This is a genomic window from Micromonospora sp. NPDC003197 (assembly GCF_053590565.1).
The window spans coordinates 120,659-145,117 of sequence record NZ_JBSFTE010000017.1; the positions used below are offsets into that span (position 1 = coordinate 120,659).

General features: G+C 69.2%; 16 protein-coding genes. 9 read left to right on the top strand and 7 right to left on the bottom strand.

The features are described 5' to 3' along the window. Nucleotides 1-86: 86 nt before the first annotated feature. From ACWDV4_RS19965 to ACWDV4_RS19975, 3 genes are all read left to right on the top strand, one after another. Complete coding sequence (locus tag ACWDV4_RS19965; protein WP_449980945.1) at nucleotides 87-6,197, top strand: RHS repeat-associated core domain-containing protein; 6,111 nt, start codon at nucleotides 87-89, stop codon at nucleotides 6,195-6,197. A 5-nt stretch (nucleotides 6,198-6,202) separates the two neighbouring features. Beyond that, nucleotides 6,203-7,147, top strand: coding sequence for a hypothetical protein (locus tag ACWDV4_RS19970; RefSeq protein WP_449980947.1), 945 nt, complete (start codon nucleotides 6,203-6,205; stop codon nucleotides 7,145-7,147). Between the two features lie 87 nt (nucleotides 7,148-7,234). Further along, on the top strand, nucleotides 7,235-7,756 hold the full coding sequence (locus ACWDV4_RS19975; RefSeq protein ID WP_449980949.1) for a hypothetical protein: 522 nt from the start codon (nucleotides 7,235-7,237) through the stop codon (nucleotides 7,754-7,756). A gap of 54 nt (nucleotides 7,757-7,810) precedes the next feature. Here the strand turns inward: ACWDV4_RS19975 and ACWDV4_RS19980 are convergent, their stop codons facing one another. Next, nucleotides 7,811-8,809: an Acg family FMN-binding oxidoreductase gene (locus ACWDV4_RS19980; protein WP_449980951.1), complete on the bottom strand. Its 999-nt coding sequence runs from the start codon at nucleotides 8,807-8,809 to the stop codon at nucleotides 7,811-7,813. 157 nt (nucleotides 8,810-8,966) lie between these two features. On the opposite strand from ACWDV4_RS19980, the gene ACWDV4_RS19985 reads away from it, so the two are divergent. Then, a complete protein-coding gene (locus tag ACWDV4_RS19985) occupies nucleotides 8,967-11,105 on the top strand; it encodes an Hsp70 family protein (protein WP_449980953.1) in 2,139 nt (712 codons plus the stop codon). An 82-nt stretch (nucleotides 11,106-11,187) separates the two neighbouring features. Here the strand turns inward: ACWDV4_RS19985 and ACWDV4_RS19990 are convergent, their stop codons facing one another. The 4 genes from ACWDV4_RS19990 to ACWDV4_RS20005 form a co-directional block, all read right to left on the bottom strand. Beyond that, nucleotides 11,188-12,141, bottom strand: a complete 954-nt coding sequence (locus ACWDV4_RS19990) for a universal stress protein (protein ID WP_449980955.1) — start codon at nucleotides 12,139-12,141, stop codon at nucleotides 11,188-11,190. Between the two features lie 41 nt (nucleotides 12,142-12,182). Next, entirely contained in the window at nucleotides 12,183-14,570 is a 2,388-nt protein-coding gene (locus ACWDV4_RS19995) for a phosphoketolase family protein (protein ID WP_449980957.1), read from the bottom strand. After that, nucleotides 14,570-15,412 (bottom strand): universal stress protein, encoded by an 843-nt coding sequence (locus ACWDV4_RS20000; protein WP_449980959.1) that lies wholly within the window; start codon nucleotides 15,410-15,412, stop codon nucleotides 14,570-14,572. Before ACWDV4_RS20000 ends, ACWDV4_RS19995 begins: the two co-directional genes overlap by 1 nt. A 570-nt stretch (nucleotides 15,413-15,982) precedes the next feature. Beyond that, nucleotides 15,983-16,747 carry a PP2C family protein-serine/threonine phosphatase gene (locus ACWDV4_RS20005; protein WP_449980961.1) on the bottom strand — a complete coding sequence of 255 codons (765 nt, stop codon included), beginning with the start codon at nucleotides 16,745-16,747 and terminating at the stop codon, nucleotides 15,983-15,985. A 201-nt stretch (nucleotides 16,748-16,948) separates the two neighbouring features. On the opposite strand from ACWDV4_RS20005, the gene ACWDV4_RS20010 reads away from it, so the two are divergent. Both ACWDV4_RS20010 and ACWDV4_RS20015 read left to right on the top strand, forming a co-directional pair. Next, complete coding sequence (locus ACWDV4_RS20010; protein WP_449980963.1) at nucleotides 16,949-17,566, top strand: bifunctional 4-hydroxy-2-oxoglutarate aldolase/2-dehydro-3-deoxy-phosphogluconate aldolase; 618 nt, start codon at nucleotides 16,949-16,951, stop codon at nucleotides 17,564-17,566. A gap of 87 nt (nucleotides 17,567-17,653) precedes the next feature. Then, a complete protein-coding gene (locus ACWDV4_RS20015) occupies nucleotides 17,654-18,631 on the top strand; it encodes a diacylglycerol/lipid kinase family protein (protein ID WP_449980965.1) in 978 nt (325 codons plus the stop codon). Here ACWDV4_RS20015 and ACWDV4_RS20020 read toward each other — a convergent pair. Both ACWDV4_RS20020 and alr read right to left on the bottom strand, forming a co-directional pair. Continuing rightward, nucleotides 18,624-19,652, bottom strand: coding sequence for a D-alanine--D-alanine ligase family protein (locus ACWDV4_RS20020; RefSeq protein ID WP_449980967.1), 1,029 nt, complete (start codon nucleotides 19,650-19,652; stop codon nucleotides 18,624-18,626). The genes ACWDV4_RS20015 and ACWDV4_RS20020 overlap by 8 nt on opposite strands. Then, nucleotides 19,645-20,823, bottom strand: coding sequence for an alanine racemase (alr, locus tag ACWDV4_RS20025; protein ID WP_449980969.1), 1,179 nt, complete (start codon nucleotides 20,821-20,823; stop codon nucleotides 19,645-19,647). Before alr ends, ACWDV4_RS20020 begins: the two co-directional genes overlap by 8 nt. 441 nt (nucleotides 20,824-21,264) lie before the next feature. On the opposite strand from alr, the gene ACWDV4_RS20030 reads away from it, so the two are divergent. The 3 genes from ACWDV4_RS20030 to ACWDV4_RS20040 all read left to right on the top strand — a co-directional run bounded on the left by ACWDV4_RS20030 (nucleotide 21,265) and on the right by ACWDV4_RS20040 (nucleotide 24,129). Beyond that, nucleotides 21,265-21,882 (top strand): ATP-dependent Clp protease proteolytic subunit, encoded by a 618-nt coding sequence (locus ACWDV4_RS20030; protein WP_449980971.1) that lies wholly within the window; start codon nucleotides 21,265-21,267, stop codon nucleotides 21,880-21,882. Between the two features lie 239 nt (nucleotides 21,883-22,121). Further along, the gene (locus tag ACWDV4_RS20035; RefSeq protein WP_449980973.1) at nucleotides 22,122-22,415 is read left to right on the top strand and encodes a hypothetical protein; all 294 of its coding nucleotides are present in this window, start codon (nucleotides 22,122-22,124) and stop codon (nucleotides 22,413-22,415) included. Nucleotides 22,416-22,749: 334 nt separating this feature from the next. Then, a complete protein-coding gene (locus tag ACWDV4_RS20040; RefSeq protein ID WP_449980975.1) occupies nucleotides 22,750-24,129 on the top strand; it encodes a cellulase family glycosylhydrolase in 1,380 nt (459 codons plus the stop codon). Nucleotides 24,130-24,459 lie beyond the last annotated feature (330 nt).

The following is a 24,459-nucleotide window of genomic DNA, read 5'->3' on the forward strand; positions in this document are numbered from 1 at the left end:
CACCATCTGACGGTTCCCCGTACCACCTGACGCTTTCCCGTACCACCTGACCTGCATCGACGTTCGCTGCTCGCCTGGGAGGAATCATGAGAGCGAGAACGCTGCGCCGTGTCTCGGTGTTCACCGCGGCGGCCATGCTGTCCAGCCTGGTCACCACAGTTCCGGTCAGCGCCGCCGAGCAGCGGGACCGGGCTCGGCCCCGCCCAGCGCTGGCGCAGACCCAGCCGGTGCCGGGCGGTGGGGCGGTGAAGGTGAAACCCCGTCCGGTCGACCAGGCCGGCCGGCAGGCGTTGACCGCGCCACCAAAGGTGAGCTGGCCCAAGGCCGGGACCACGGTGCGGGACGGCCTGCGAATCGAAACGCTGGACCGGGCCCGCGCGGTCGAGGCCGGCGTGGACGGGCTGCTGCTGCGGGTGACCCCGGAGACACCGGCCGGCACCCAGGCCAGCGGCGCCGGGGCGGCGGCCACGGCAGCCGGCACCAGACCCGCCACCGCCAAGCTGACCGTCGACTACTCCAGCTTCCGGTACGCCTACGGCGGTGACTGGGCCTCCCGGCTGCGCCTGGTCCGGCTGGCCGACCGTACCGAGATGTCGACCCGCAACGACGTCACCGCCGGCACCCTCATCGCGGACGTACCGGTGACCGCCGGAGCCGAGACGTACGCGGTGACCGCAGCGGTGGCCGGCAGCGCCGGCGACTTCGGAGCCACCTCGCTGTCGCCCTCGGCCACCTGGGAGGTCTCCGACCAGACCGGTGACTTCAACTGGTCGTACTCGGTCGACGTCACGCCGGCCCCGGCGGGACCGGAGCCGGACATCACGCTGACCTACTCCTCGGGGCGGGTCGACGGCCGGACCGCCTCGACCAACAACCAGGTGTCCTGGGTGGGGGAGGGGCTGGACTACTGGCCCGGATACGTCGAGCGTCGGTACGTGTCCTGCACCGACGAGGGGGTGACCCCGAAGACCGGTGACCTGTGCTGGGGCGACGAGAACGCGACCCTGATGCTCGACGGCAACGCCACCGAACTGGTCCGGGACGCCACCACCGGGGCCTGGCGGGCCAAGTCCGACGACGGGGTACGCATCGAGCGGCTGACCGGCACCACCAACGGCGACAACGACGGCGAGTACTGGCGGGTCACCGGCACCGACGGTATCCAGTACCACTTCGGGTTGAACCGGCTGCCGAACTGGACCTCCGGCAAGACCGAGACCAACTCCGCCTGGACCGTGCCGGTCTTCGGGAACAACACCGGCGAGCCGTGCAAGGCGTCGACGCACGCCGCCTCCTGGTGCCAGCAGGCCTGGCGGTGGAACCTGGACTACGTCCTCGACCGGTACGGCAACGCCATGACGTACTGGTACACCCCGGAGACCAACCGGTACGCCCGCAACGGCAGCGCGTCCAGCGCCGGCACCGGCACCACCTACACCCGGGGCGGCTACCTGTCCGAGGCCCGGTACGGCCAGCGGTCGAACACGCTCTTCTCCGCCAACGCCACGAACCGGGTGGTGTTCACCCCGGCCGAGCGCTGCATCGTCACCGCCGCCTTCAACTGCACGTCGTTCACCAAGGCCAACGCGGCCAACTGGCCGGACGTGCCGTTCGACGCCAACTGCGAGGCGAGCGCCACCTGCACGTACAACACGCCGACGTTCTGGAGCCGGAAGCGGCTGGCCAAGGTCACCACCCAGGTCCAGCAGGGCACGGGCTACCAGGACGTGGAGTCGTGGACGCTGACCCACACCTTCCCGGCCACCGGCGACGGCACCAGCCCGGCGCTGTGGCTCAGCCGGATCTCCCACGCCGGTCACGTCGGCGGCACCGCCACCCTGCCCGACGTGCAGCTCAGCGGCGTCCAGCTGAGCAACCGGGTGGACGCCACCGAGGGACGGGCACCGCTGAAGAAGTGGCGGGTGTCCGCGGTGACCGACGAGATCGGTGGCCAGCTTTCGGTCAGCTACAGCGAACCGGAGTGCGTCGCCGGTCAGACGCCGACCCCGGACAGCAACGGCAAACGGTGCTTCCCGCAGTTCTGGAGTCCGGACGACGGTGAGCCGGTCCTCGACTGGTTCCACAAGTACGTCGTCACCCAGGTCGCGGAGATCGACGCCACCGGTGGCGCACCCGCTGAGATCACCTCCTACCAGTACCTCGACGCGCCCGCCTGGCACTACGACGACGACCCGCTGACCCTGGCCAAGCACCGCACCTGGGGCCAGTGGCGTGGCTACTCGAAGGTCCGGGTGCTGCATGGTGACCCCAACAACCCGATGCGGACCCAGACCGACCGGCTGTACTTCCGGGGCATGCACGGCGACAAGCTCGCCGCCGGGGGAACGCGGTCGGTGCAGGTGGTCGACTCGCAGGGCACCGCGATGACCGACAGCCCGTCGTTGCAGGGTTTCCTCCGGGAGGAGATCGACTACACCGGCGTCAACGGCACGGTCGCGGAGACCGAACTGAGCACCCCGTGGATCCGGCAGACGGCCAGCCGTACCCGGGGTGGCGTGACGGTCACCGCCGACATGGTGCGGGAGTCGAGCACGGTGACCCGTACCGCTCTGGCCGGCGGTAGCTGGGTGACCACCCAGGTAGACACGACGTACGACGACTACGGCATGCCGGTCCAGGAGGACGACAAGGGCGACGTCACCACGGCCAGCGACGACCTGTGTACCCGCACCACGTACCTCCGTAACACAGCGGACTGGCTGGTGGAGTTCGAGACCCGGGAGGAGACGGTGGCGGTGGGCTGCACGGCCACGACCCGTCGCCCCGAGCATGTGGTCTCCGACGTGCGGACCGCCTACGACAACCAGGCGTACGGCATCGCCGCCACCAAGGGCGACGTGACCCGGGTCGAGGTGCTGGCCAGCTACTCGGGTGGTAGCCCGGTCTACACCACCGACGCGACGCAGACCTACGACGCGCTCGGCCGGATGGTCGGCGAGACCGACGTCGCCGGCAACAGCACCACGACGACGTACATCCCGACGAGCGGTGGCCCGGTCACCCAGGTGGAGGTGACCAATGCGCTGGGACACACCGAGACCACGGTGCTGGAGCCGGCGTGGGGACTGCCGAAGGTGGAGACCGACGCCAACAACAAGCGCACCACCACCGCGTACGACCCGCTGGGCCGGCTCACCGGAGTCTGGCTGCCCGGTCGGGACCAGGCCACGCAGAGCGCCAACATCACCTACAGCTACCTGCTGCGGCCGGATGGGGCGACTGCGATCGGCACCAGCACGCTGCGCAACGACGGGTCGTACACCACCACCTACGAGCTGTACGACGCGTACATGCGGCCCCGGCAGACCCAGGCCCCGGCCCCGGGGGGTGGCCGGATCATCACCGACACCATCTACGACGACCGGGGTCTGGTGGTCAAGGAGAACCAGGAGTACTACGCCGACGGCAACCCGTCCACGACGCTGTTCCCGACGCCCAACGACGCCGACGTTCCGGGCCAGCTGCGGACCGTCTACGACGGGTTGGAGCGGGAGACCGCGCAGATCTTCCTGGTACGTAACCAGGAGAAGTGGCGCAACGCCCTCGCCTACGACGGGGACCGGGAGACGCTGACCCCGCCGGCCGGGTCCAGCGCGATCACCCGGATCACCGACGCCCGGGACAACCTGGTCGAGTTGCGGCAGTTCACCGGCAACCAGCCGACCGGCGCGTACGACACGATCCGCTACACCTACACGCCGGACGGCGAAGTCGACTCGGTCACCGACGCCCGGGGCAATGTCCGGCGCTACACCTACGACCAGCGCGGTCGGCAGGTCAAGGTGGAGGAGCCGGACGCCGGCACGATCACCTACACCTACGACGACAACGACAACCTGCTCACCACCACCGACGCGCGCGGCAGCACACTCGCGTTCAGCTACGACAAACTGGGCCGCAAGACGGCGCAGTACGCCGGCTCGACCAGCGGCACGAAGCTCGCCGAGTGGACCTGGGACACCCAGGCCAGGGGCTACCTGACCGGATCCACCCGGTACGTCGACGGGCGGGCGTACCGCACCGAGACGACCGCGTTCGACGACGAGTACAACGCGACGAGCAGCCGGATCATCATCCCGGACGGTGGTGGGATCACCAGCGGGCTGGCCGGGACGTACACGTACACCGCCGAGTTCAACGTCGACGGTTCGCCCAAGCGGGGCACCTTCCCGGCGGCCGGTGGCCTGCCGACGGAGGCGCTGCTGTACGGCTACAGCGAGCTGGGCGACCCGACCACCCTGCACGGCCTGACGCCGTACGTGACCGGCACGAGCTACACCAAGCTGGGTCTGCTCCAGCGTCGCTCGTTGACCGCGAACAACCACGTCTGGCAGCGGGACTACTACTACGAGGAGGGCACCAACCGGCTCAGCCGGACGCTGGACACCCGGGACGTGGCACCGTACACGCTGACCGACCGGCAGTACAGCTACGACAAGTCGGGCAACATCCTCAAGATCTCCGATGCGCCGGAGGAGACCGATCCGGACACCCAGTGCTTCCAGTACGACCATCTTCAGCGGCTGACCCAGGCGTGGACGGCCACCGACGACTGCGTCGGGGCGCCCACCGCCAGCAAGGTCGACGGGCCGTCGCCGTACTGGCAGTCGTTCGCCTATGACGCGGACGGTAACCGTACCCAGCGGGTGGACCACCCGACGGCGCGCGGCGGCACCCAGGTCAGCCAGACCTATGCGTACCCGGCGGCCGGGGCCGCCCAGCCGCACGCGCTGGCGTCGGTGACCACCAGCGGTGGTGCGGCCAACGGTCGGGTCGACCGGTTCACCTACGACGCGGCCGGCAACACCACCGCCCGGACCGTCGCGGGCGTCACCCAGAACTTCACCTGGGACGTGGAGGGCAACCTGGCCTCGGCCACCGCTGGTGGCAAGACCAGCACCTACCTGTACGACGCCGAGGGCAACCTGCTGATCAGCACGGACAACGAGGGGGTGACCCTTCATCTGCCGAACCAGGAGGTGGAGGTCAACACCGGCGGGGCGGTCTCCGGCACCCGCTACTACACCCATGCGGGCGAGACCGTCGCGGTACGCACCAACACCGGACTGTCCTGGCTGATGGCTGACCCGCAGGGCACCTCCACGGTGGCGGTGGAGACCGCCACCCAGACGGTGAGCCGCCGCTACTACGCCCCGTTCGGTGATCCGCGTACCGGCTCGGCCAGCGCCTTCCCCGGTTCCCGGTCCTTCGTCGGCGGGACGGTCGACAAGACCACCGGGCTGACCCGCCTGGGTGCCCGTGACTACGACCCGAGCCTGGGTCGGTTCATCAGCGTCGATCCGGTGACCGCGATCGACGACCCGCAGGAGATGCAGGGCTACTCGTACGCGACCAACAACCCGGTGGCCAAGTCCGACCCGGATGGCGAGTGCTGGATCTGTGGCGTCGTCAAGAAGGGGGCCAAGAAGGTCAAGAAGAAGGTCAGTGGCGGCTGGAAGAAGGTCAAGAAGGGCGCGGGCTGGCTCAAGAAGAAGATCACTAAGCGCATCAAGTCATGGAAGAAGAAGGTCTCCAAGGCGATCAAGAAGGTAAAGAAGTTCGCCAACAAGATCAAGAAGAAGATCAGCAACTTCAAGAAACGAGTCAAGAAGGCGATCTCCCGAAAGGTGGCGAGCGTCCGCAAGAAGGTGCGGAGCGTCGTCAACAAGGTCAGGAAGACGCTGAAGAAGATCGGCCGAGGGATCGGCTTCGACCCCGGTGGCAAGCGGGCACCCACGAAGAAGCCGGACACCAAGCCGACTCCGCGTCCCTCCGAGGACTCGGACGGCCCACCCCGCCGGACCACCCCGGTCGACCTGTACGTCGGTGGCAACACGACGGTGCCAAAGCCCGCCTGGCGGGAGGGCAAGGAGTACGACCTCGACGGCGATGGCAACGTGAAGTTGTACGGCGGCGGGGAACCCACCTTCCCCAAGGGCGTGTCGGTCTTCGCCAGTCGGGAGCAGGCGGCGATGTGGACCAACTCGAAGTACATCTACAAGCTGCCCAAGGGGAGCCCGATCCCGCCCGGATTCGACTTCTTCCACGACGGTCCGCAGCTGGGTGACCCGAACAAGTCGTCGCACCACACCTTCTACAACACGAGGACCGTCAAGCCGGGCGATATGATCAACAGCTTCAAGGGGCTCGGCTGGCAGAACGACGGGCTGAGGTGACGAACGTGGACAGTTGGCAGCGGTACCTCGCCGCTGACCGTGGCCTCCGGGAGGCGGTCACCCGCCTCCTGGCGGTCGACTACGCGCGGACGTTGCGGGCCGCCCTGCTTGGCGGCCCCGACTTCCCGGCCGCCGTCGAACTGCTGGTGCACCACGTGTCGACCTCGTACGTCACCGAACACCTCGACGTCGTACTGCCGCTGGCCATCGAGGGCGGGCTCGAACAGGCCGACGTGCGCCGCCGGCTCGACAGCGTCGACCCGGCGGCGGTACGGGCCGCCCTGCCGGCGCTCGTCGGCCGGGTGTTACACGGCACCGGAGACCAGTACCTGGAGTACGTCGGTCTGCTGGACCTGCTCGCCGGGCTGGGCGAACGCCACCTGTTCCACGCCGTGCTCGCGGCGGCCCGCGCCGCCGACGACGAGGAGATCCAGGAGGCGGCCGAGCCGTACGAGGGGGAGCGGATCGACCCGGCCACGGTCGTCGTGCCGCCGTCGCCTCCGCCGATCGACCTGCGGCGGCCGGCCGAGCTGGTGCCGCAGTGGTCGGCGTACGTCGCGGCGTTGCGGGAGCAGCGGCTGGCCCAGGGCGCGGTGGAGGAGACGCCCCGGGAGGAGTTCCTGCCAGCGGCACTGTGCGATCCGGGGCAGCGGGACGTGGCGCTTCGCTACCTGGCGGTCCTGGTCGGCCGGGGCGACTACCAGGGGGCCGACGTCCTGGTCCGCCGGGTGCTGGCCGCGCTGCCCGAGGCGGACCGAAGCGAGGTGCTGACCGCGTTGGCCGAGGGTTTCCTGGACGAGCCGAGCCGGTGGCGGGCCGAGGGCTACCGGTCCCTGCTCTGGTTGCTCGGCGAGGTGGCCGATGAGCGAATCCTGCGTATCGCCCTGAAACGTGGCCGATCCTGCCCCGACCCTCGGGTACGGATCGTCGCCGAGACGACGCCGGGCTGACCGATGTGGTTACTGTCAGCTATCTGACGGTGGCCACATCGGGGCGGTCGCCAACGCTCAATCCATCGACATCTTACGCTTTGTCGCATGTTCGACACGTTGCGTATTGATTTTCGGCGGAATCGGGATCCGCTCGCCAGGCTCGTGCTGACCGTGTTCCGGTTCGGTCAGTGGACGGTGGCCCGCCGTACGCTGACTCGCCGGCTGTCGACCATCCCGTACAAACTGCTCAACCTCCTGGTGGTGCGGCTCGGCACCAACAGCGACCTGCCCCGGGAACTGCAGTGCGGGCCGGGACTCAAGCTGTTCCACCCCTATGGACTGGTGCTGCACCGAGGTGCCCGCCTCGGCGGGAACATCAACCTGCATCACCACGTGACCATCGGTCGGAAGGACTTCACCGGCGAGCCCGTGGTCGACTCCGAAGTGACCTTCGGCGCGGGTGCGGTCGTGCTGGGGCCGGTCTCGATCGGCTACCGGGCGAAGATCGGGGCGGGCGCGACGGTACTGGATGACGTGCCCGCCTACGGCCTCGCCATCGGGCCGCGCGCCGAGGTGCGCAGCCCTGCCGAGGTACGCGGTCCCGCCGACCTGTCCGTCCACCCCTGACGACCTTGTCCGTCCACCCCTGACGGCCTGTCCGTACATCCCTGACCGGGCGTCCTACAGAGCCGAGGTGTCCACCACCTGCTCGATTGGCAATCGGGGCGTACGGGCCGGCTCGGCCTCGGTCCGGTCGGGCAGGCCCAACCGCAACACGAGGTACGGGTAGCCAAGGTCGGAGAGGAGCCGGCGCAGCGCCTGCCGGGTGTTGGCCACCTCGACCGCCGCGCTCAACGGGGTGAGCGACACACCCAACCGGGTGGCGGTCAGCCAGGCGGCGGAGAGTGCCTCCCCAGCCCGAAGCCAGTTCACCGGTTCGTCCTCGTCACCGTAGAGCAGCGCGTAGCAGGCCGCCCGGTCGTGACCCGGACCGATCGGCAGCGTGCCCTCCCGACCGAAGTCCCGTCCCGGCACCGTGGTCTGCGGCGTGTGTTCCGGCAGCACGTCCGCTGGTAGACCGGTGCCGGTCGGCCCAGCGCGGCCGGTCCAGTAGTCCAGTTCGGCGCGGACCAGCGGATCCTTGGCCTCGACACTGGCCGCCCGGGCCGCCGACGCGGCCAACTCCAGCACCTGATCGGAATTGAGCAGCTGCGCCTGGGTTCCCTCAGCCGAGGCGGCCTTCGCGATCGTCCGCAACGCGTCGGTCGGTGCTGCCTCGTCGCTGACCGGCCGACGGTCGGTACGCCGAGCCCGCAGACACGCCAGCAACTCGGCCGAGTCGGTCGGGCGGCCCGTCGGCTCGATGGGGATCACCCGGGCCAGCAGGTCAGGGTCGGCCGGATCGGGCAGCCGGTCGACGTCGACCGCCCAGCCCAGCGCGGCGAGCGCCACCCGGACATGGTGCAGGGCGGTGCCGCAGCTGATCGCGAGCAACCGTCCCTCGGGGTCGGTGGTGGCGAGTTGCCGGCTCCGTACGGCGTACAACTCCAACCGCTCCGGCAGGACCCGCCACCGCCACGGCTGGGTGTTGTGCACCGAGGGTGCGTAGCCGGCCGCCCTGGCGGCCTCCGTGAGCGCGGCGGTCACCGACCGGCTGGTCTCCGGTGTCTCGTCGGTCATTCCCACGACCCTTTCCCGTCTGATCCATCGTGCCCGACCGGGTGCTGGTCCGAGGTTACTTCCCGCTCCGGATCACCCGGAAAACGACATCCGGCCGCGACTTGACGCCCAGGGCTGAGCCGGCGGCACTGGAACGCTCAACCACTAGACTCCCGGCATGCGGGGGCTATTGGTGGGTATCGACTTCGGGACGTCCAACACAGTGGCCATGCTGCGGCGTCGTGATGGCCGGGTGACACCCCTGCTGTTCGACGGCACACCGTTGTTGTCGTCCGCCGTGTTCGCCGCCCCCGACGGCACCCTGATAGCTGGGCGCGAGGCGACGCACGGCGGCCGGGTCAACCCGGAGCGGTACGAGCCCAACCCCAAGCAGCGGATCGACGACGAGGTCGTACTGCTTGGCGATCGCGAGGTGCCGGTCGTCGATCTCGTCACCACGGTGCTCGCTCGGGTCCACGCGGAGGCCACCCGGGCCGCCGGCGAGCAACCGGAGCAGGTGGTCCTCACCCACCCCGCCTCCTGGGGCGAGCCGCGTCGGCAGGTACTGGCCGCCGCCGCAGCCGGTGCCGGCATGGCCGCGCACCGGCTGGTTCCCGAGCCGGTCGCGGCGGCCGGGTACTTCGTCGACGTGCTCGGCAGCGCGTTACCGATGGGAGCCTGCCTGGTTGTGTACGACCTCGGGGCGGGTACGTTCGACGTGGCCGTGGTGCGGCGTGAGTCGACCGGTTATCAGGTCCTCGCCGAACGGGGACTGCCGGACGCGGGCGGGCTGGACGTGGATGCCGCGATCATCGGCCACCTCGGTACGGTCTTCGCCGATCGGCAGCCGGGGCAGTGGCGGCGGTTGACCGAGCCGGCCACCACAGCCGAGCAGCGGGCCCGACGGTTGATGTGGGAGGACGTCCGCGCGGCCAAGGAGGTGCTGTCCCGGTCGGCCCAGGCGGTGATCCCGGTCCCGCTACTCGACCAGGACGCACTGCTGGGCCGGGAACAGTTGGAACAGTTGGCCCGACCGCTGTTGGACCGGACTGTCGAGGCCACCCGTGCTGCCGTACACGCCGCCGGCCTGACCCCCACCGACCTGCACGGCATCCTGCTCGTCGGCGGTTCCAGCCGGATACCGCTGGTCAGCACGCTGCTCATGCGGGCCTTCAGCATCGCGCCCGTCGCGATCGAACAGCCGGAACTCGTCGTGGCAGAAGGTGCCGTGGTAGCCGCTGCCACCCAGCCGACGCATCGCCCGGCCACGGTGCCAGACCCTTCGGTCGCTACCACCGTGCCGGAGCCTTCGATCCCTGCCATGGCGCTGGTCGGGGCGGCGCGACCGTCGGTGGCGGTGCCAGGCCGGCGCTCCTGGCCGGTACGGGTGGTGGCTGCCCTGTTCGCCGTCGTCGCCCTGGTCGGCCTGTTCGGGCTGGTCAATTCGAGCCCCAGTTTCGAAGCGCCGGATGACCCGGGACTGACGGTGAACGGTGCCCCACTGAGCTGGAACACCGTGGTGGATCTCGACGAGCCAATGGTCCTGTCCGGTTCCCTCGGAGCCGCCGAGGGCAGCCAGGTGACCGAGGTACGGGTCTCGTACCGGTACTTCGGATTCTGGCTGTCGACGGAGGAGCGGGCGGTGGTGCGGACAGAAGCTGGCCGCTGGACCGCCACCGTAGCGCCGCCGTCCCGGCTTGCCGGTCTGATCGGCGGAGCGCTGGAACTGTCCATCGAGTTGTACGACGAGACCGGCGAAACCGTGTTGCCATTCGGCTTGTCACCCCAGTACGTCCAGTTGGCTGCCCCGAGGTGGAGCCTCGCCGGGGTGGGGGCCCTGCTGTCCCTGATCATCGGTGGACTGGTGATCGCGGTGCTTCTCGTACGCGGAGCCCGCGTGCCACCGGCCTGGACCGGGATCGTGGTCGCGGTGCTCACCGTACCGATGTGGACCTTCGTGCTTTTCGTCGTCAACCTGACCGGTAAACCCGAAGAAGTGGCGGCGGTCCTGGGCATCGGTGTCGTGGAATGCGCGTTGGTGGCCCTGGCGGTATGGCGGGCCTGGCGCGGGCGGGGTGGTCCGGTGCCGCTGGCGGCGGCCGTCGGCGCGCCGATCGGATCGGCCTGGTGGCTGGGGATCAACTGCCTGAACCAGACCAGCTCACACGCGGTTGTCGGGGTGGAGACGGCAATTCTCGGCGCGCTCGTCTTCGGGGCCGTCGCCGTCGTGCGGACGGGCCAAATCACGACCAGGAGGGCCATACCGCGGGCTGGCCAGGCCGTACCCCAGGGTGTTGGGCGAACCGCTTTCGACTAGGCCGCCCGTCCAGGTGGACGGGCGGCCTACCGGCTCGACGTGCGGGCTCTGGCCCGCCGAGTTCAGCTACGGGGCGCCGAGTTCAGCTATGTGCCGCCCCGTCGTCGGCCGGCGGGAGTTCCCGGACGACCGCGACCGGGCAGTGGCTGTGCTGCATGAGCTGCTGACTGACCGAACCGAGCACCAGGCCACGGAAGCCGCCGCGTCCCCGGGATCCGACCACGACCAGCCGCGCGCCCCGGGACGCCTCGACCAGGGCCGCGGTCGGCGGTTCGGTGATCACGTCGACGTTCGTGGAGATGCCCTGCAACCGGTCCAGCCGGTCGGCCAGCAGATCCTCCACGGCGCGCTGCTCGGTGGCCGTGATCTGTGCAAGGTCCGCCTCCGGCGGGTGCCACTTCGAGGCCGGCGGGGCCCAGGCACGGACGACCCGCAGCGGCACGCCCCAGCTCCGGGCCCGTTCGGCAGCGAAGTCCAGGGCCAGCAGGGACTGCTCCGACCCGTCCACACCGACGACGACAGGCCCGACCGGCGACGGCTCACCCGGTTCGGTGCTGCGTACGACCACGACCGGGCAGTGCGCGTGCGCGGCCACCGAGACAGTGGTCGACCCGGCCAGCAGGCCGGTGAAACCGCCGTGCCCCCGGCTGCCCAGCACCACCAGCGCCGCGGTGGCGGACCGCTCCTGGAGGATCAGCGCGGGCGGCCCGTCGAAGACCTCACCGCGTACTTCCACGCCGGGGTGGGTGCCGGCGGCCTCGGCGACAGCCTCCCGCAGCACCGCTTCGATTTCCCGGCGGGCAACATCGTCCGGCCACGTGCCGACCCCGATGCCGGGTCCGATCCAGCCGCCGGTCGTCATCCACTCGAAGGCGTAGGCGAGCAGGACCGGGTTGCCGCTACGGGCCCCCTCGTCGAGCGCCCAGGCGACGGCGGCACGGGAGCAGTCGGAGCCGTCGTACCCGACCAGGATCGGCCGGGTCGGATGAGAGGGGTTGGGCGTCGGCGTGGCGGACGGTACCTGGCCGGTGGACATGATGGCCTCCTCAGCGATGCGGTCCCGGGATCACCGGGGCGTCAGCCGGGTCGCGTACCCATCCAGCGCCATTCGGTAACCCGGGGGGCATCCTCACCATACCGCCGAGTGTGATCACGGCATTCTCGGCGGGCCTCGACCATGAGTCGGCGTAGCTCCGCAGCCCGGTCGGCGAGCCCCGGCACCCGGTCGATGACGTCGAGCACCAGGTGGAAGCGGTCGAGGTCGTTGAGCATCAGCATGTCGAACGGCGTCGTTGTGGTGCCCTCCTCCTGGTAGCCGCGTACGTGCAGGTTCTGGTGGTTGGTCCGCCGGTAGGTGAGCCGGTGGATCAGCCACGGATAACCGTGGTAGGCGAAGATCACCGGCTTGTCCCGGGTGAAGACCCGGTCGAAGACCTCGTCGGAGAGACCGTGCGGGTGCAGGGTCTCCGGCTGCAACCGCATGAGATCCACCACATTGACCACCCGCACCTTCAGCCAGGGCAGGTGTTGGCGCAACAGGTCAGCAGCGGCGAGCGTCTCCAGCGTCGGTACGTCCCCGGCGCAGGCCAGCACCACGTCCGGCTCGGCTGCTCCGGCGGTGCCGGCCCAGGACCAGACGTCCAGCCCATGCCGGCAGTGTCGGATCGCGTCCGCCATCGACAGCCAGCACGGGGCCGGATGCTTGCCGGCGACCACCACGTTCACGTACTGCCGGCTGCGCAGGCAGTGGTCCATGGTGACCAGCAACGTGTTGGCGTCCGGCGGCAGGTAGACCCGGACCACCTGTGCCTTCTTGTTCATGACGTGGTCGATGAACCCGGGATCCTGGTGCGAGAAGCCGTTGTGGTCCTGCTGCCAGACGTGACTGGACAGCAGGTAGTTCAGCGAGGCGACAGGCCGACGCCAGGGGATCTCGCGGCTCACCTTGAGCCACTTGGCGTGCTGGTTGACCATCGAGTCGACGATGTGGATGAACGCCTCGTAGCTGGTGAAGAGGCCGTGCCGACCGGTCAGCAGGTAGCCCTCCAGCCAGCCCTGGCACAGATGCTCGGAAAGTACCTCCAGCACCCGCCCGTCGGGGGCGAGGTGGTCGTCGCCGGGCTCGATGGCCCCCACGAAACATCGGTCGGTGACCTCGAACGCAGCGCCAAGTCGATTGGAGGCCACCTCGTCCGGGGCGAAGAGGCGGAACCGGTCAGGGTTGGCCGCGATCACGTCGCGTACCCAGCCGCCGAGCACGCCGGTCGCGCCGACCACCGTCGCGCCCGGCTCCGGCACCGGTACGGCGTACTCGCGGAAGTCGGGCAGGTTCAGCTCACGCAGAAGCAGACCGCCGTTGGCCACTGGATTCGCGCTCATCCGGTGGGCTCCGCTCGGGCACGACTCGGTCACCACCGCCACCGGTACGCCATCGGCGTCGAACAACTCCTCCGGCCGGTAACTGCGCAGCCACCGTTCCAGGGCGGCTCGGTGGTCGGGGTCGTCCCGGACCCCGGCGAGCGGGACCTGATGGGCGTGGAAGGTGCCCTCGACCTGGTGACCGTCGACCTGCTGGGGGCCGGTCCAGCCCTTCGGCGTACGCAGCACCAGCATCGGCCACCGGGGTCGCCGTACTCGCTGGCCGGCGGTACGGGCCTGGCGCTGGATGGCGGCGATCTCGTCGAACGCCCGGTCCAGGGCGGCGGCGAGTTCCTGGTGCACCCGGTGGCTGTCCTGCCCGGTCCCGGCGTCGACGACGTACGGCTGGTAGCCGAAGCCGTGCAGCATCGCCAGCAGATCCTCGCGGGGGATCCGGTCGAGCACCGTCGGATTGGCGATCTTGTAACCGTTGAGGTGCAGGATCGGTAGCACCGCGCCGTCCCGCGCCGGATTGAGGAAGACGTTGGACAGCCAACTGCCGGCCAGCGGCCCGGTCTCGGCCTCGCCGTCGCCGATCACACAGGCCACCACCAGGTCGGGAGCGTCGAAGGCAGCGCCGTAGGCGTGCATCAGCGAGTAACCGAGTTCCCCACCCTCGTGGATCGACCCCGGCACCTCGGCTGCGACGTGGCTCGGGATGCCTCCGGGGAAGGAGAACTGCCGGAACAGCCGGGCCATGCCGGTGGCGTTCCGACCGACGTCCGGATAGCACTGGCTGTAGGTGCCCTCCAGCCAGGTGTTTGCCACGATCGCCGGCCCACCGTGCCCCGGTCCGGTAACGAAGATCATGTTTAGGTCGCGGTGGATGATCGCCCGGTTGAGGTGTGCGTAGAGCAGGTTGAGCCCCGGCCCGGTGCCCCAGTGCCCCAGCAGTCGAGGCTTGATGTCCGTCGCGGCAAGCGGTCGGCGCAGCAGCGGATTGTCCAGTAGGTAGATCTGCCCGACGGTCAGATAGTTGGCGGCCCGCCAGTACGCGTCCAGCCGATGCAGTTCGGGACCGCTCAACGGAGCCGGCTGCTCCGGCATCACTGTTCCGCCGGATGCCGGACGATCAGTACTGGGCTCGGCGAGTGGTAGAGCAGGGCCTGACTGACCGCGCCGAGCGCGCCGCGCCAGGGCTGCTCACCCCGCGCACCCACCGCGACCAGCTCGGCCGAACGCGACTCCTCGATCAGGATCTCGTCCGGGTCGCCGGCGCGTACCCGCTGGTTGACGGTGACCGACGGGTAGCGGCTCTGCCACGGGGCGAGTGCCTCGGCGAGTTCGTCGCTGACCCCGTCGGTGATCACCGGTCCTGGTTCGATGTCACCCACCACCTTGGCCGCCTCCACCACCCGGACCACGGACAACTCCCGGCCGCGCCGCTGCGCCGAGTCGAAGGCGAAGTCGAGGGCGCTGCGCGAACTCGCCGAACCGTCGAAGCCGACCAGGATCGGCCCGACGGGCGGCGCTGTCTCGCGGGCGATCAGCGCGCCGCACCCGGCTCGGGCGGCGATCTGCACCGCAGTGGCATCGACGGATATGTTGTTACGGGTCGCCAGGTTTCCGTCGCCCACGACGATCAGCGCGGCGGCGGCAGCCTCCCGCAGCAGGGTGACGATGGGATGTCCCTCGATGATGGCGGAGGTCACCTCGATGTCCGGCTCGCCTGCCTTCGCGACGGCCATCGCCTCGGCGAGCATCTGCTCGGCAGAGTCCCGCAGCTCGGCCTGGGGTGACGTTGGGTCCGGCCCCCAGTCGAAGACGTGTACGACCCGCAGGGCCAGGTCGCGGGTTGCTGCCTCCTGAGCGGCCAACCGTACGGCGCTGCGGCTCACCGGGGAGTCGTCTACCCCGACCACGACCGGGCCGGCGGCAGGACAGGTCATCGTCGTCACCTCCGGGCGGGTACACCCAAGTGCCCGTCGGTCGATTTCCGACGCGCCGCAGCCGTCCCAAAGCCGAGGGTAGTCCTGGTTGTGCCACAGCGGGCGGGATCGCGTTGCTCAGGTGTGGCATGGGTCTGTGCCAGCTACGGAGTGTGGTGGCTGACTAGCCGGCTTGGTCTCCGCCGTTAGCTGATTCCGGTCGGTTCCGGTGGGACAGGGCGTTGACGACGATGTCGTGGAGGGCCGGTGTCAGGTCGTCCGGATCCAGCGACTCGTAAACCATGCGTTCGGCACCAGCGCGGACGATGCCGCCGAGCAGGAATGCGGTGAGTTGGACATCGGCGAACGGGCGGAACTCTCCGGCCTCAATGCCGTCACGGATGACTTTCTCGAAGGCTCGCGCGACGGCACCGAACGGCCCTTCACGGTTGGCGACGACTGCTTGCGCACGGGCGAGGTGGGGCCAGGCTGCAGCATGAGTCGGATCGTGTTGCTGGTGAACGCGTGCATCAGCGCGTCGATGATTTCGCGGGCACGTTCTGTCGCCGGTGCCGATTCGGGCGGCGACCGCTACCCGGCACTCTCGACCCGGAGCACGGTGACCGTCGCGTTGTCCCGGCCCCCGGCGGCCAGGGTGTCGGCCAGTAGCACCCGCACCGCGTTGGCCGGCTCGCCGCCGAGCAACTGCCGCAGGCGGTCGTAGCCGATCGGTTCGCTCACCCCGTCCGTGCAGAGGCAGTAGACGTCTCCGGGACGCAGCGACACGTTGAGCAGGTCGGCTTCGGGTTTGTCCGGATGTCCCAGATAGCGGGCCAGTTGGTAGCGGGCGGCCGCCGCCTGGGCCGAGTCGGCCGGATACCAGCCGTAGACGGCACCGAGCCAGGCTGCCGTGTGGTCGACGGTGAGCAGTTCCAGCAGGCCGTTGCGGAGTCGGTAGGCGCGGGAGTCGCCGATTTGAGTGATCCACGCGTCGGTACCCGTCGGGCCGGCGAGCAGCGCGGTCAACGTACAACCGGTCAACTCGTCCAGTTGGGCACCGGCAGCGCGGACCCGGGTCTGAGTTTCGGCGACCGCGTCTCGTAGTTGGCTGGCCCCGACGCTCGGCCCGGCCGCCCGTACCGCGGCGACGAAGGTCGACATCGCCGTCGTACCGGCCACCGCGCTGCCCTGCCCGGCGCCCATGCCGTCGGCCACCGCGACGAACGGCAGCGTCGGGTCGACGTGCAGCACGTCGAAGTTGGCCGGGTAGCGATTGCCGACGCGGCTGCCGCCGGCCACAGTCAGCCGGCGCGCGCCGCACTCGAAGTAGCGGACGATGTCGCTCTCGGTCAGCATGGCCGGCACGTTAGCAGGACATCGAGGGCATCGCGTGGAGGCTTCTCCGGCCCGTCGCGGTGCTCGTCGCCGGTATCTTGTCGGCCGACCCTGCGGCGGCGGCAGCGGGTACGCCGATCGACCGTGCGGCGGCGGCAACGGGTGCGGGCGCTCCTCGCGTATGGCCGCCTGCCACCCATGCTGGCCTGGGACGATGAGGCGGTGAACCTGCGAGAGGTGTTACGCGCGCACCGACTGCTGGCGGTGGTACGCGCCGACGATCCGGACGCGGCCCTGGCCAGCATCCTGGCTCTCGCCGAGGCCGGAATCACCCTGATCGAGGTGTCACTGACCTCGAAGGATGCGATCGGGGTGCTGGTCCGGGCCCGCGCTGAACTCGGCCCCGAGGTGCCGCTGGGGGCGGGCACGGTCCTCACCGAGGGGGACGTGGTGCAGGCGGAACAGGCCGGCGCTGACTTCGTCGTCATGCCCGGTCTGGCACCGGCCCTGGCCGAATCGGTCCGGCTGGGCCTGCCGGCACTGGTCGGGGCGCTGACCCCGACCGAGGTGATCACGGCAAGTGTGGCCGGCGCCTCGGCGGTGAAGCTGTTTCCCGCCGCGCCCGGCGGGGTCGACTACCTACGTACGCTGCGGGAGCCCTTTCCCGACGTGCCGTTCGTGCCGTTCGGCGGGGTCGACATCGAGTCGGCCCGCGCCTACCTGGCGGCCGGCGCGGTCGCGGTGGGCGTCGGCAGCGCCCTGCTCGGGGACGCGCCGCGCGGCGGTGACCTGGCCCACCTCCGCGAGCGTGCCACCGCCTTCCACACCGCTTTGCGGTAAGGAAGGGCCCCTTCTTATCGCTTTTTGTATAGGAAGGGGCCCTTCCTAACGCCGCAGCCAGCGGCGGCGTGCGGCACACTAGCGCCCGTGGACGGGCTAGGCGATACGAGCAGACAAGGCGGACGACGTTCCGCTGTCGTGGTCAATCCGGTGAAACCGGTCGACTTCGACGCCCTGCGGCGAAAGATCAACCGGATGCTCTCGGCAGCCGGCTGGCCGCCGCCGCTCTGGTTGGAGACGACGGTGGAGGACCCCGGGCAGGGCCAGACCCGCCAGGCGATCGAGGCGGGGGCCGAGGTCGTCTTCGTGTGCGGCGGAGACGGCACGATCATGTCCTGCGTCAGCGCGCTGGTCGGGACCGACGTGACCATGGCCGTACTGCCCTGCGGGACCGGTAACCTGCTTGCCGCCAACCTTGGTCTGCCCAGCGACCTGACCGCCAACATCGAGGCGGCGATCGGCGGCGCCCGACGGCAGATCGACGTCGGAATGATCGAGGGCCGGTTCTTCACGGTGATGGCCGGGATGGGCTTCGACGCACAACTGCTCAAATCAACCTCGGAGTCGACCAAGGCGCGGATCGGTTGGCCGGCCTACCTGGTGGGAGGCTTCCGCCATCTGCGGGACCGGCCCATGCGGGTGTCGATCCGAATCGACGACCAACCCCCGGTACGTCGCCGGGCGCGTACCGTGCTCGTGGCCAACGTCGGACGGCTCCAGGGCGGCGTACGGCTGCTGACCGCCGCCGAGCCGGACGACGGATTCCTGGACGTGGCGGTGCTGACCCCGCGCACCATCGGACACTGGTTGTCGCTCGGTTGGGCGGTGCTGTTCCGGCGGCGGCGGGTGCCCCGGATGGAGGTGTTCCGGGGCCGGCGGGTGGAGGTGGCCAGCAATCGGGCCCAACCGCGCGAATTGGATGGGGACGTCATCGAGCCGGGTCGTACCCTGCGGGTGAAGGTGCAGCCGGCCGCCCTGTGGCTGTGTGCGCCTCAGCCCGCACGCGGTACGGACCGACCGTGGGATGTCCTTGCCCGGTTCCGCCCCACGGAGGAGGTCAGCTGATCGAGGCCGCAGCGGGCGCTTGGTGCCGCCGTCGGGCGTGGCTGGTGATCGCGGTTTCGATCAGGATGTCCAGCAACTGCGGATAGCCGAGCCCGGTGGCTTGCCAGATCTGCGGGTACTGCGACAACGAGGTGAACCCGGGGAACGTGTTGATCTCGTTGACCACAGGTGTCTTTCCGTCCCGCAGGAAGAAGTCGATGCGCGCCAGTCCGGCGCAGCCCAGGGCCTGGAAAACGCGTAGTGCCAGGTCAGCCAACTGCGCTTCGATCGCCGGATCCAGTGGTGCGGGGATGTCGAAGACCGCGCCGTTCTCGCCGTACTTGGCGTTGTAGTCGAAGAACGGTCGCCCGCCGGCCACCCGGATCTCCAGCGGCGGACCGACGGCGAGCCGACCGTCCGGGTGCTCCAGCACCGCCAGGTCGATCTCGCGGCCGATCACCGCCTCTTCGATGAGCACCTTCGGGTCGCTCTCCCGGGCCAGGGCGATCGCCGCCGGCAGGTCCTCCCAGCGGTTTACCCGGGATACCCCGAGGCTGGATCCGGCCCGGACGGGCTTGACGAAGACCGGCAGACCGAGCCGCTGCATGTCCGCCTCCGTCGGCAGGTCCGTCTCGGGGCGGAGCACCACCGCGTCGGAAACCGGCAGGTCTTCGGCGGCCAGCAGCTTCTTGGTGAAATCCTTGTCCATCCCGGTCGCGCTGGCCAGCACCCCGTTTCCGACGTACGGCACACCGGTCATCTCCAGCACCGCCTGCAGTGTGCCGTCCTCGCCGTACGGGCCGTGCAGGGCGGGGAAGATGACGTCGAAGTCCCGCAGCCGGTCGACGGCGGTCAGGACATCGACCGGTTCGTCGGTGCCGAACACCCAGCCGCCGGACTCGGTAATCAGCACCGGCAGCGCGTCATACCGTTCCTTGTCCAAATTGGACAGGATGCTGATCCCCGAATTCCGGGAGACCTCGTGCTCGCCACTGCGCCCGCCGTGGACTACCGCGATCCGGATGGTGGTGGTTTCAGGCATTGACGTGCTCCCGTTCGGTGGTGTGCCTGGAGCGCACCGGCAGGTACCGCCGGCACACCCGAGCGCCGATTCCAGTCAAGATCTCATGAGGGTTCGTCCCGGCCCACCGGGCCCAGTCGTCGACCGTGGGCTCACCCCGGCCACCGTCGCCGAACACCAGCACCTCGTCGCCGGTCTGGACTGGCAGGTCACCCACGTCGATGACGAACTGGTCCATGGCGACGCGGCCGGCGATCGGGCATCGCCTGCCGCGGATCCAGACCTCGGCCCGGCTACCGGCGCAGCGTGGTACCCCGTCGGCGAAACCGATCGGTACCAGTGCCAACGTGGTCTCCTGCGCAGTCGTGTAGTCGTGGCCGTAGGAGACGCCGGTGCCCGCGGCCACCCGCTTGACCAGGATGACCCGGGTACGCAGGGTCATCGCTGCCCGCAGGCCGATGGTGCGGTCTGGCACCGGTTCCGGGCCATACAGGGCGATGCCGGGTCGAACCAGGTCGAAGTGCGTCTCCGGTACGCCGATCAGGGCGGCGGAGTTCGCCAGGTGCACCAGGCTCGGGGTCAGGCCGGCGTCCCGGGCGAGCCGTAGGGCCCGATGGAAGGTGTTGAGCTGGGCGGCGATGCTCGGATGTTCGGGATGTTCGCCGTTGGCCAGGTGGGACCAGACTCCCCGTACGGTCAGCAGGCCCGCCGCCTCGAACGACCGGGCCAGTTCGACGAGTTCGGGCCAGTGTTGATCGGTCGCGCCGCCGCGGGAGAGCCCGGTGTCCGCCTTGAGGTGCACCTTGGCGGGGCTGCCGGCCCGCCGCGCACCAGCGGCGATGCCGGTCAAATGCTCGGTGGAGGCGGCGGACAGGTCGATGTCGGCGGCCACGACCGGTGCGAAGTCCTCGTCTGGTGCGTGCAGCCAGCTCAGGATGGGGGCGGTGAATCCGGCGGCCCGCATCGCGAGCGCCTCGGCCCGGGAGGTCACCCCCAACCAGGTCGCGCCGGCGGCCAGGACGGTACGTGTCACCGCCTCGAAGCCGTGCCCGAACGCGTCGGCCTTTACCACTGCCAGCATGAGGCTGTCGGTGTGACTGGCCAACAGTCGGGTGTTGTGGGCGATTGCGTCGAGGTCGACGACAGCTTCCGCGAGCGGTGGTGAAGACTCTTCCTCGCCGTGCTTGATCACGATGGCCAGCCTTAGGCGAAGGGAGTAGCGGTCCTGTTAGGACTTGCTACGAGTTCCAGGCGGGCGGAGGGCGAGAGCGACATCATTCCCAGAACCTACTCGGTGGCCGAGATGGCCCGGTCAGCCAGGTATGTGGGCGGCAGCCAGGTGGGGGGTGTCAGCCAGGTGGGTGCAGCAGCCAGGTGGGTGCAGCAGCCAGGTGGGTGTGTGTCGGCCAGATATACGCGTGGTAACCGGGGCGGGTGCACCTGCCGTCGCGACGGCGCGGATTGGTAAGACGGCGGTTGCGCTGTCAGCGGATTCGCCAACAGCACAAAACCGGTCTGTCCGCCGTCAGCGGGCGCGAGGATCGACGGTGGCAGGCCAGGTACGGGTCGGGATCTAAGGGGCAAAGCGCTCAAACAGGACGGTCGTGCTTCAGTGTCAGTGCTACATAAGGAGATGCCAGTGGACAATCGCGGGAATCAGACACAACTATCGGAGCAGGCGTCACTGAGCGCTCAGGTGTTCGACCGGTTACTCCGGGAACGCATCATCTTTCTCGGCACCGAGGTCGACGACGCGTCGGCCAACATGATCTGCGCGCAGTTGTTGCTGCTGTCGGCGGCAGACAGCAAGCGGGACATCCAGCTCTACATCAATTCGCCGGGTGGCTCGATCAGCGCCGGAATGGCCATCTACGACACGATGCGGTTCATCCCCAACGACGTCGCGACGATCGCCATCGGGCTCGCCGGATCCATGGGGCAGTTCCTGCTGTGCACCGGTACCCCGGGCAAGCGCTACGCGTTACCGCACGCGCAGATCATGATGCACCAGCTCTCCGGCGGATTCGGGGGGACGGCCGCGGACATCGCCATCCAGGTGGAGAACATGCGGTACGTCAAGCGCACGTCGCACGAGCTGTTGGCCCAGCACACCGGCCATACCGTCGAGGAGATCGAGCGGGACGCCGACCGGGACCGGTGGTTCACCGCGGAGCAGGCGAAGGCGTACGGGATGATCGATCACGTGATCGCGCACGCTGGCCAGATTCCGTCGGCGGACCCGGCTGCCTGATCGTCCCCGGTGCGGCCGGGCGGCATCCCCGTCCGGCCGCACCGGGGGACAGCCGGAAAAGGGACGCGGAGTTTGGGGTGATCGTTAGGGTGGTGGCCGTTCTGTAGGCGGCGTGGAGTTGGCGCGGAGCAAAACCCAGGACCAGCAGCATCTGCGCGCGTTGGTGGTGTGGCTGAAGTCCTACCAGCGGTTGAGGTGATTCCCGAAGGCCGAGGACGTGCCGCAGGTAGTGGTGCGGCATGTGCGTGAAGCGCTGGGGCTGGGCGAAGACGTCAGGTTGGAGCGGGCGGCGGCCCGGTCGGCGAAGCGGCATCCGGATCCTGATCGCGGCGGGCCTCAACAGCGACATGGTCAGAGAGATCCTGCCCTGCATGGTCGACGACGGAGGGTTCCTCGCGCCCGGATGCGAGGACCTCATCGCAGAGTTCGAGCGGGAACGGCGGCGCATCGACACTCGAATCGCCGAACTGCACGACGTACGATCGGCGCTGACGGGAATCATCAGCGCCGGCAAGGCCTTCGCGGGCAGGTAACTGGCCTTAGCTTCGAGTCATCACCTGGCTCGACGGTACTGGCCGCCATGCGCTACACCTAGCCCGGCGGCGACGCCGTCGCCGAGGTCACCGGCATCCTCGCCCCGCCGCACTCGCTGAGTGTGCCCCCGCGGCCCCTTTCCGGCGTATTCCGGCTGTCCCCACCGGGTGCGCCCCGACCACGCCGAGCGGCGGGACAGTATTGCTCGAATTCGTCTATGTGAATACTCTGGTCGTCGCGTACCGCAGGGAGCCGGGTGGTGGCTGTCGGGCTGCAGCCGCCGATACCCACACACCATCGACCCCGTCATGGGGCCCCTCCCTGAGGTAGGTCATGAAAACCAGACTTTCCACCATCGCGGCGGCGTTGGCCGCGCTTGTCCTCTCCCTGCTCGTCGTCACCCCACAGTCCGCGCAGGCGGCGACCGGCCTCTACGTCGCCGACGGACGGCTGTACGACGCGAACGGCGTCGAGTTCGTCATGCGCGGCGTCTCCCACGCACATACCTGGTACGCCAGTCGGACCGGTGCCTTCGCCGACATCAAGTCGCTGGGTGCGAACACCGTACGGGTGGTGTTGAGCAGTGGCGACCGGTGGACCAGGAACGACGCCGCCGACGTGGCCAGTGTCGTCTCGCTGTGTCGACAGAACCGGCTGATCTGCGTCCTGGAGGTGCACGACACCACCGGGTACGGCGAACAGAGCGGTGCGGTCAGCCTGGACCGGGCGGTCGACTACTGGCTCAGTATCGCCAGCGCCCTGGCCGGGCAGGAGCCCTACGTCATCGTCAACATCGGCAACGAGCCGTACGGGAACCAGAACTACGCAAGCTGGGCGGCCGACACCTCGGGCGCGATCCAGCGGCTACGTAACGCCGGGTTCGACCACACCATCATGGTGGACGCGCCGAACTGGGGGCAGGACTGGTCGTTCACCATGCGCGACAACGCGGCGTCGGTGTTTGCCGGTGACCCGGATCGCAACACGTTGTTTGCCATCCACATGTACGGCGTCTTCGACACCGCCGCCGAGATCACCGACTATCTCGGTCGGTTCCGGGCCGCCGGACTACCGATCGTGGTGGGGGAGTTCGGCCACAACCACTCCGACGGTGACCCGGACGAGGCCACCATCATGTCGTACAGCCAGGCCAACGGGATCGGCTATCTCGGTTGGTCGTGGAGCGGCAACGGGGGCGGGGTCGAGTATCTCGACATGGTCACCGACTTCGACGTCACCCGGCTCACCAGCTGGGGGCAGCGGATCTTCAATGGTGTCGACGGGATCCGGCAGACCGCCCGGGAGGCGACGGTCTTCGGCGGTCCCACCCCGACTCTCTCACCGACCAACTCGCCGACGGCCTCACCGACGGTTTCGCCGACCGCGGGGCCGACCACCCCGCCCCCGGGACCGGTGGGCTGTGTCGCGACTTACTCGGTCGGCAACCAGTGGCCCGGTGGTTTCCAGGCCGAGGTACGGGTGACCGCGGGCGGCACGTCGATCAGTGGCTGGACGGTCAGCTGGACGTACGCCGACGGGCAGACGATCAGCCAGGTGTGGAATGCGACGCTGTCGGGAGCGGGACCGAGTGTCACCGCGCGGAACCTTGCCTACAACGGGGGGCTGGCTGCCGGGGCGAGCACGACCTTCGGCTTCCTCGGGGCCTGGCAGGGGGCCAACAGCGTGCCGGTTCTCCGCTGCGTCGCCAGTTGACGAAGCGATGACACCGCGTCTGGTGGTGGGGCCACCCCCGCCACCAGGCGGTGCGGTGTCCGGAGGTCCGGGTTGCCCGACCACCCCGCCCGCGTCGCCGACATGCGGCCGGCGAATATCGAATAATGCCAAACCTATTCATGTGGATCTGTTTCCTAGGTGATATCGGGTGGCGATGTCGCGCATCGGACAGGGTGATTGTCAAACGGTTGTCATCGGTGGTTGTTCCCGATTGGAATTCCGGCCTCTAAAGTGGTCGGCGTGAGCAGTTCGAGGTCATCGGACTGTTGGGGGAGATCACATCATCATGATTGTCCGGTCCAGCCGGGG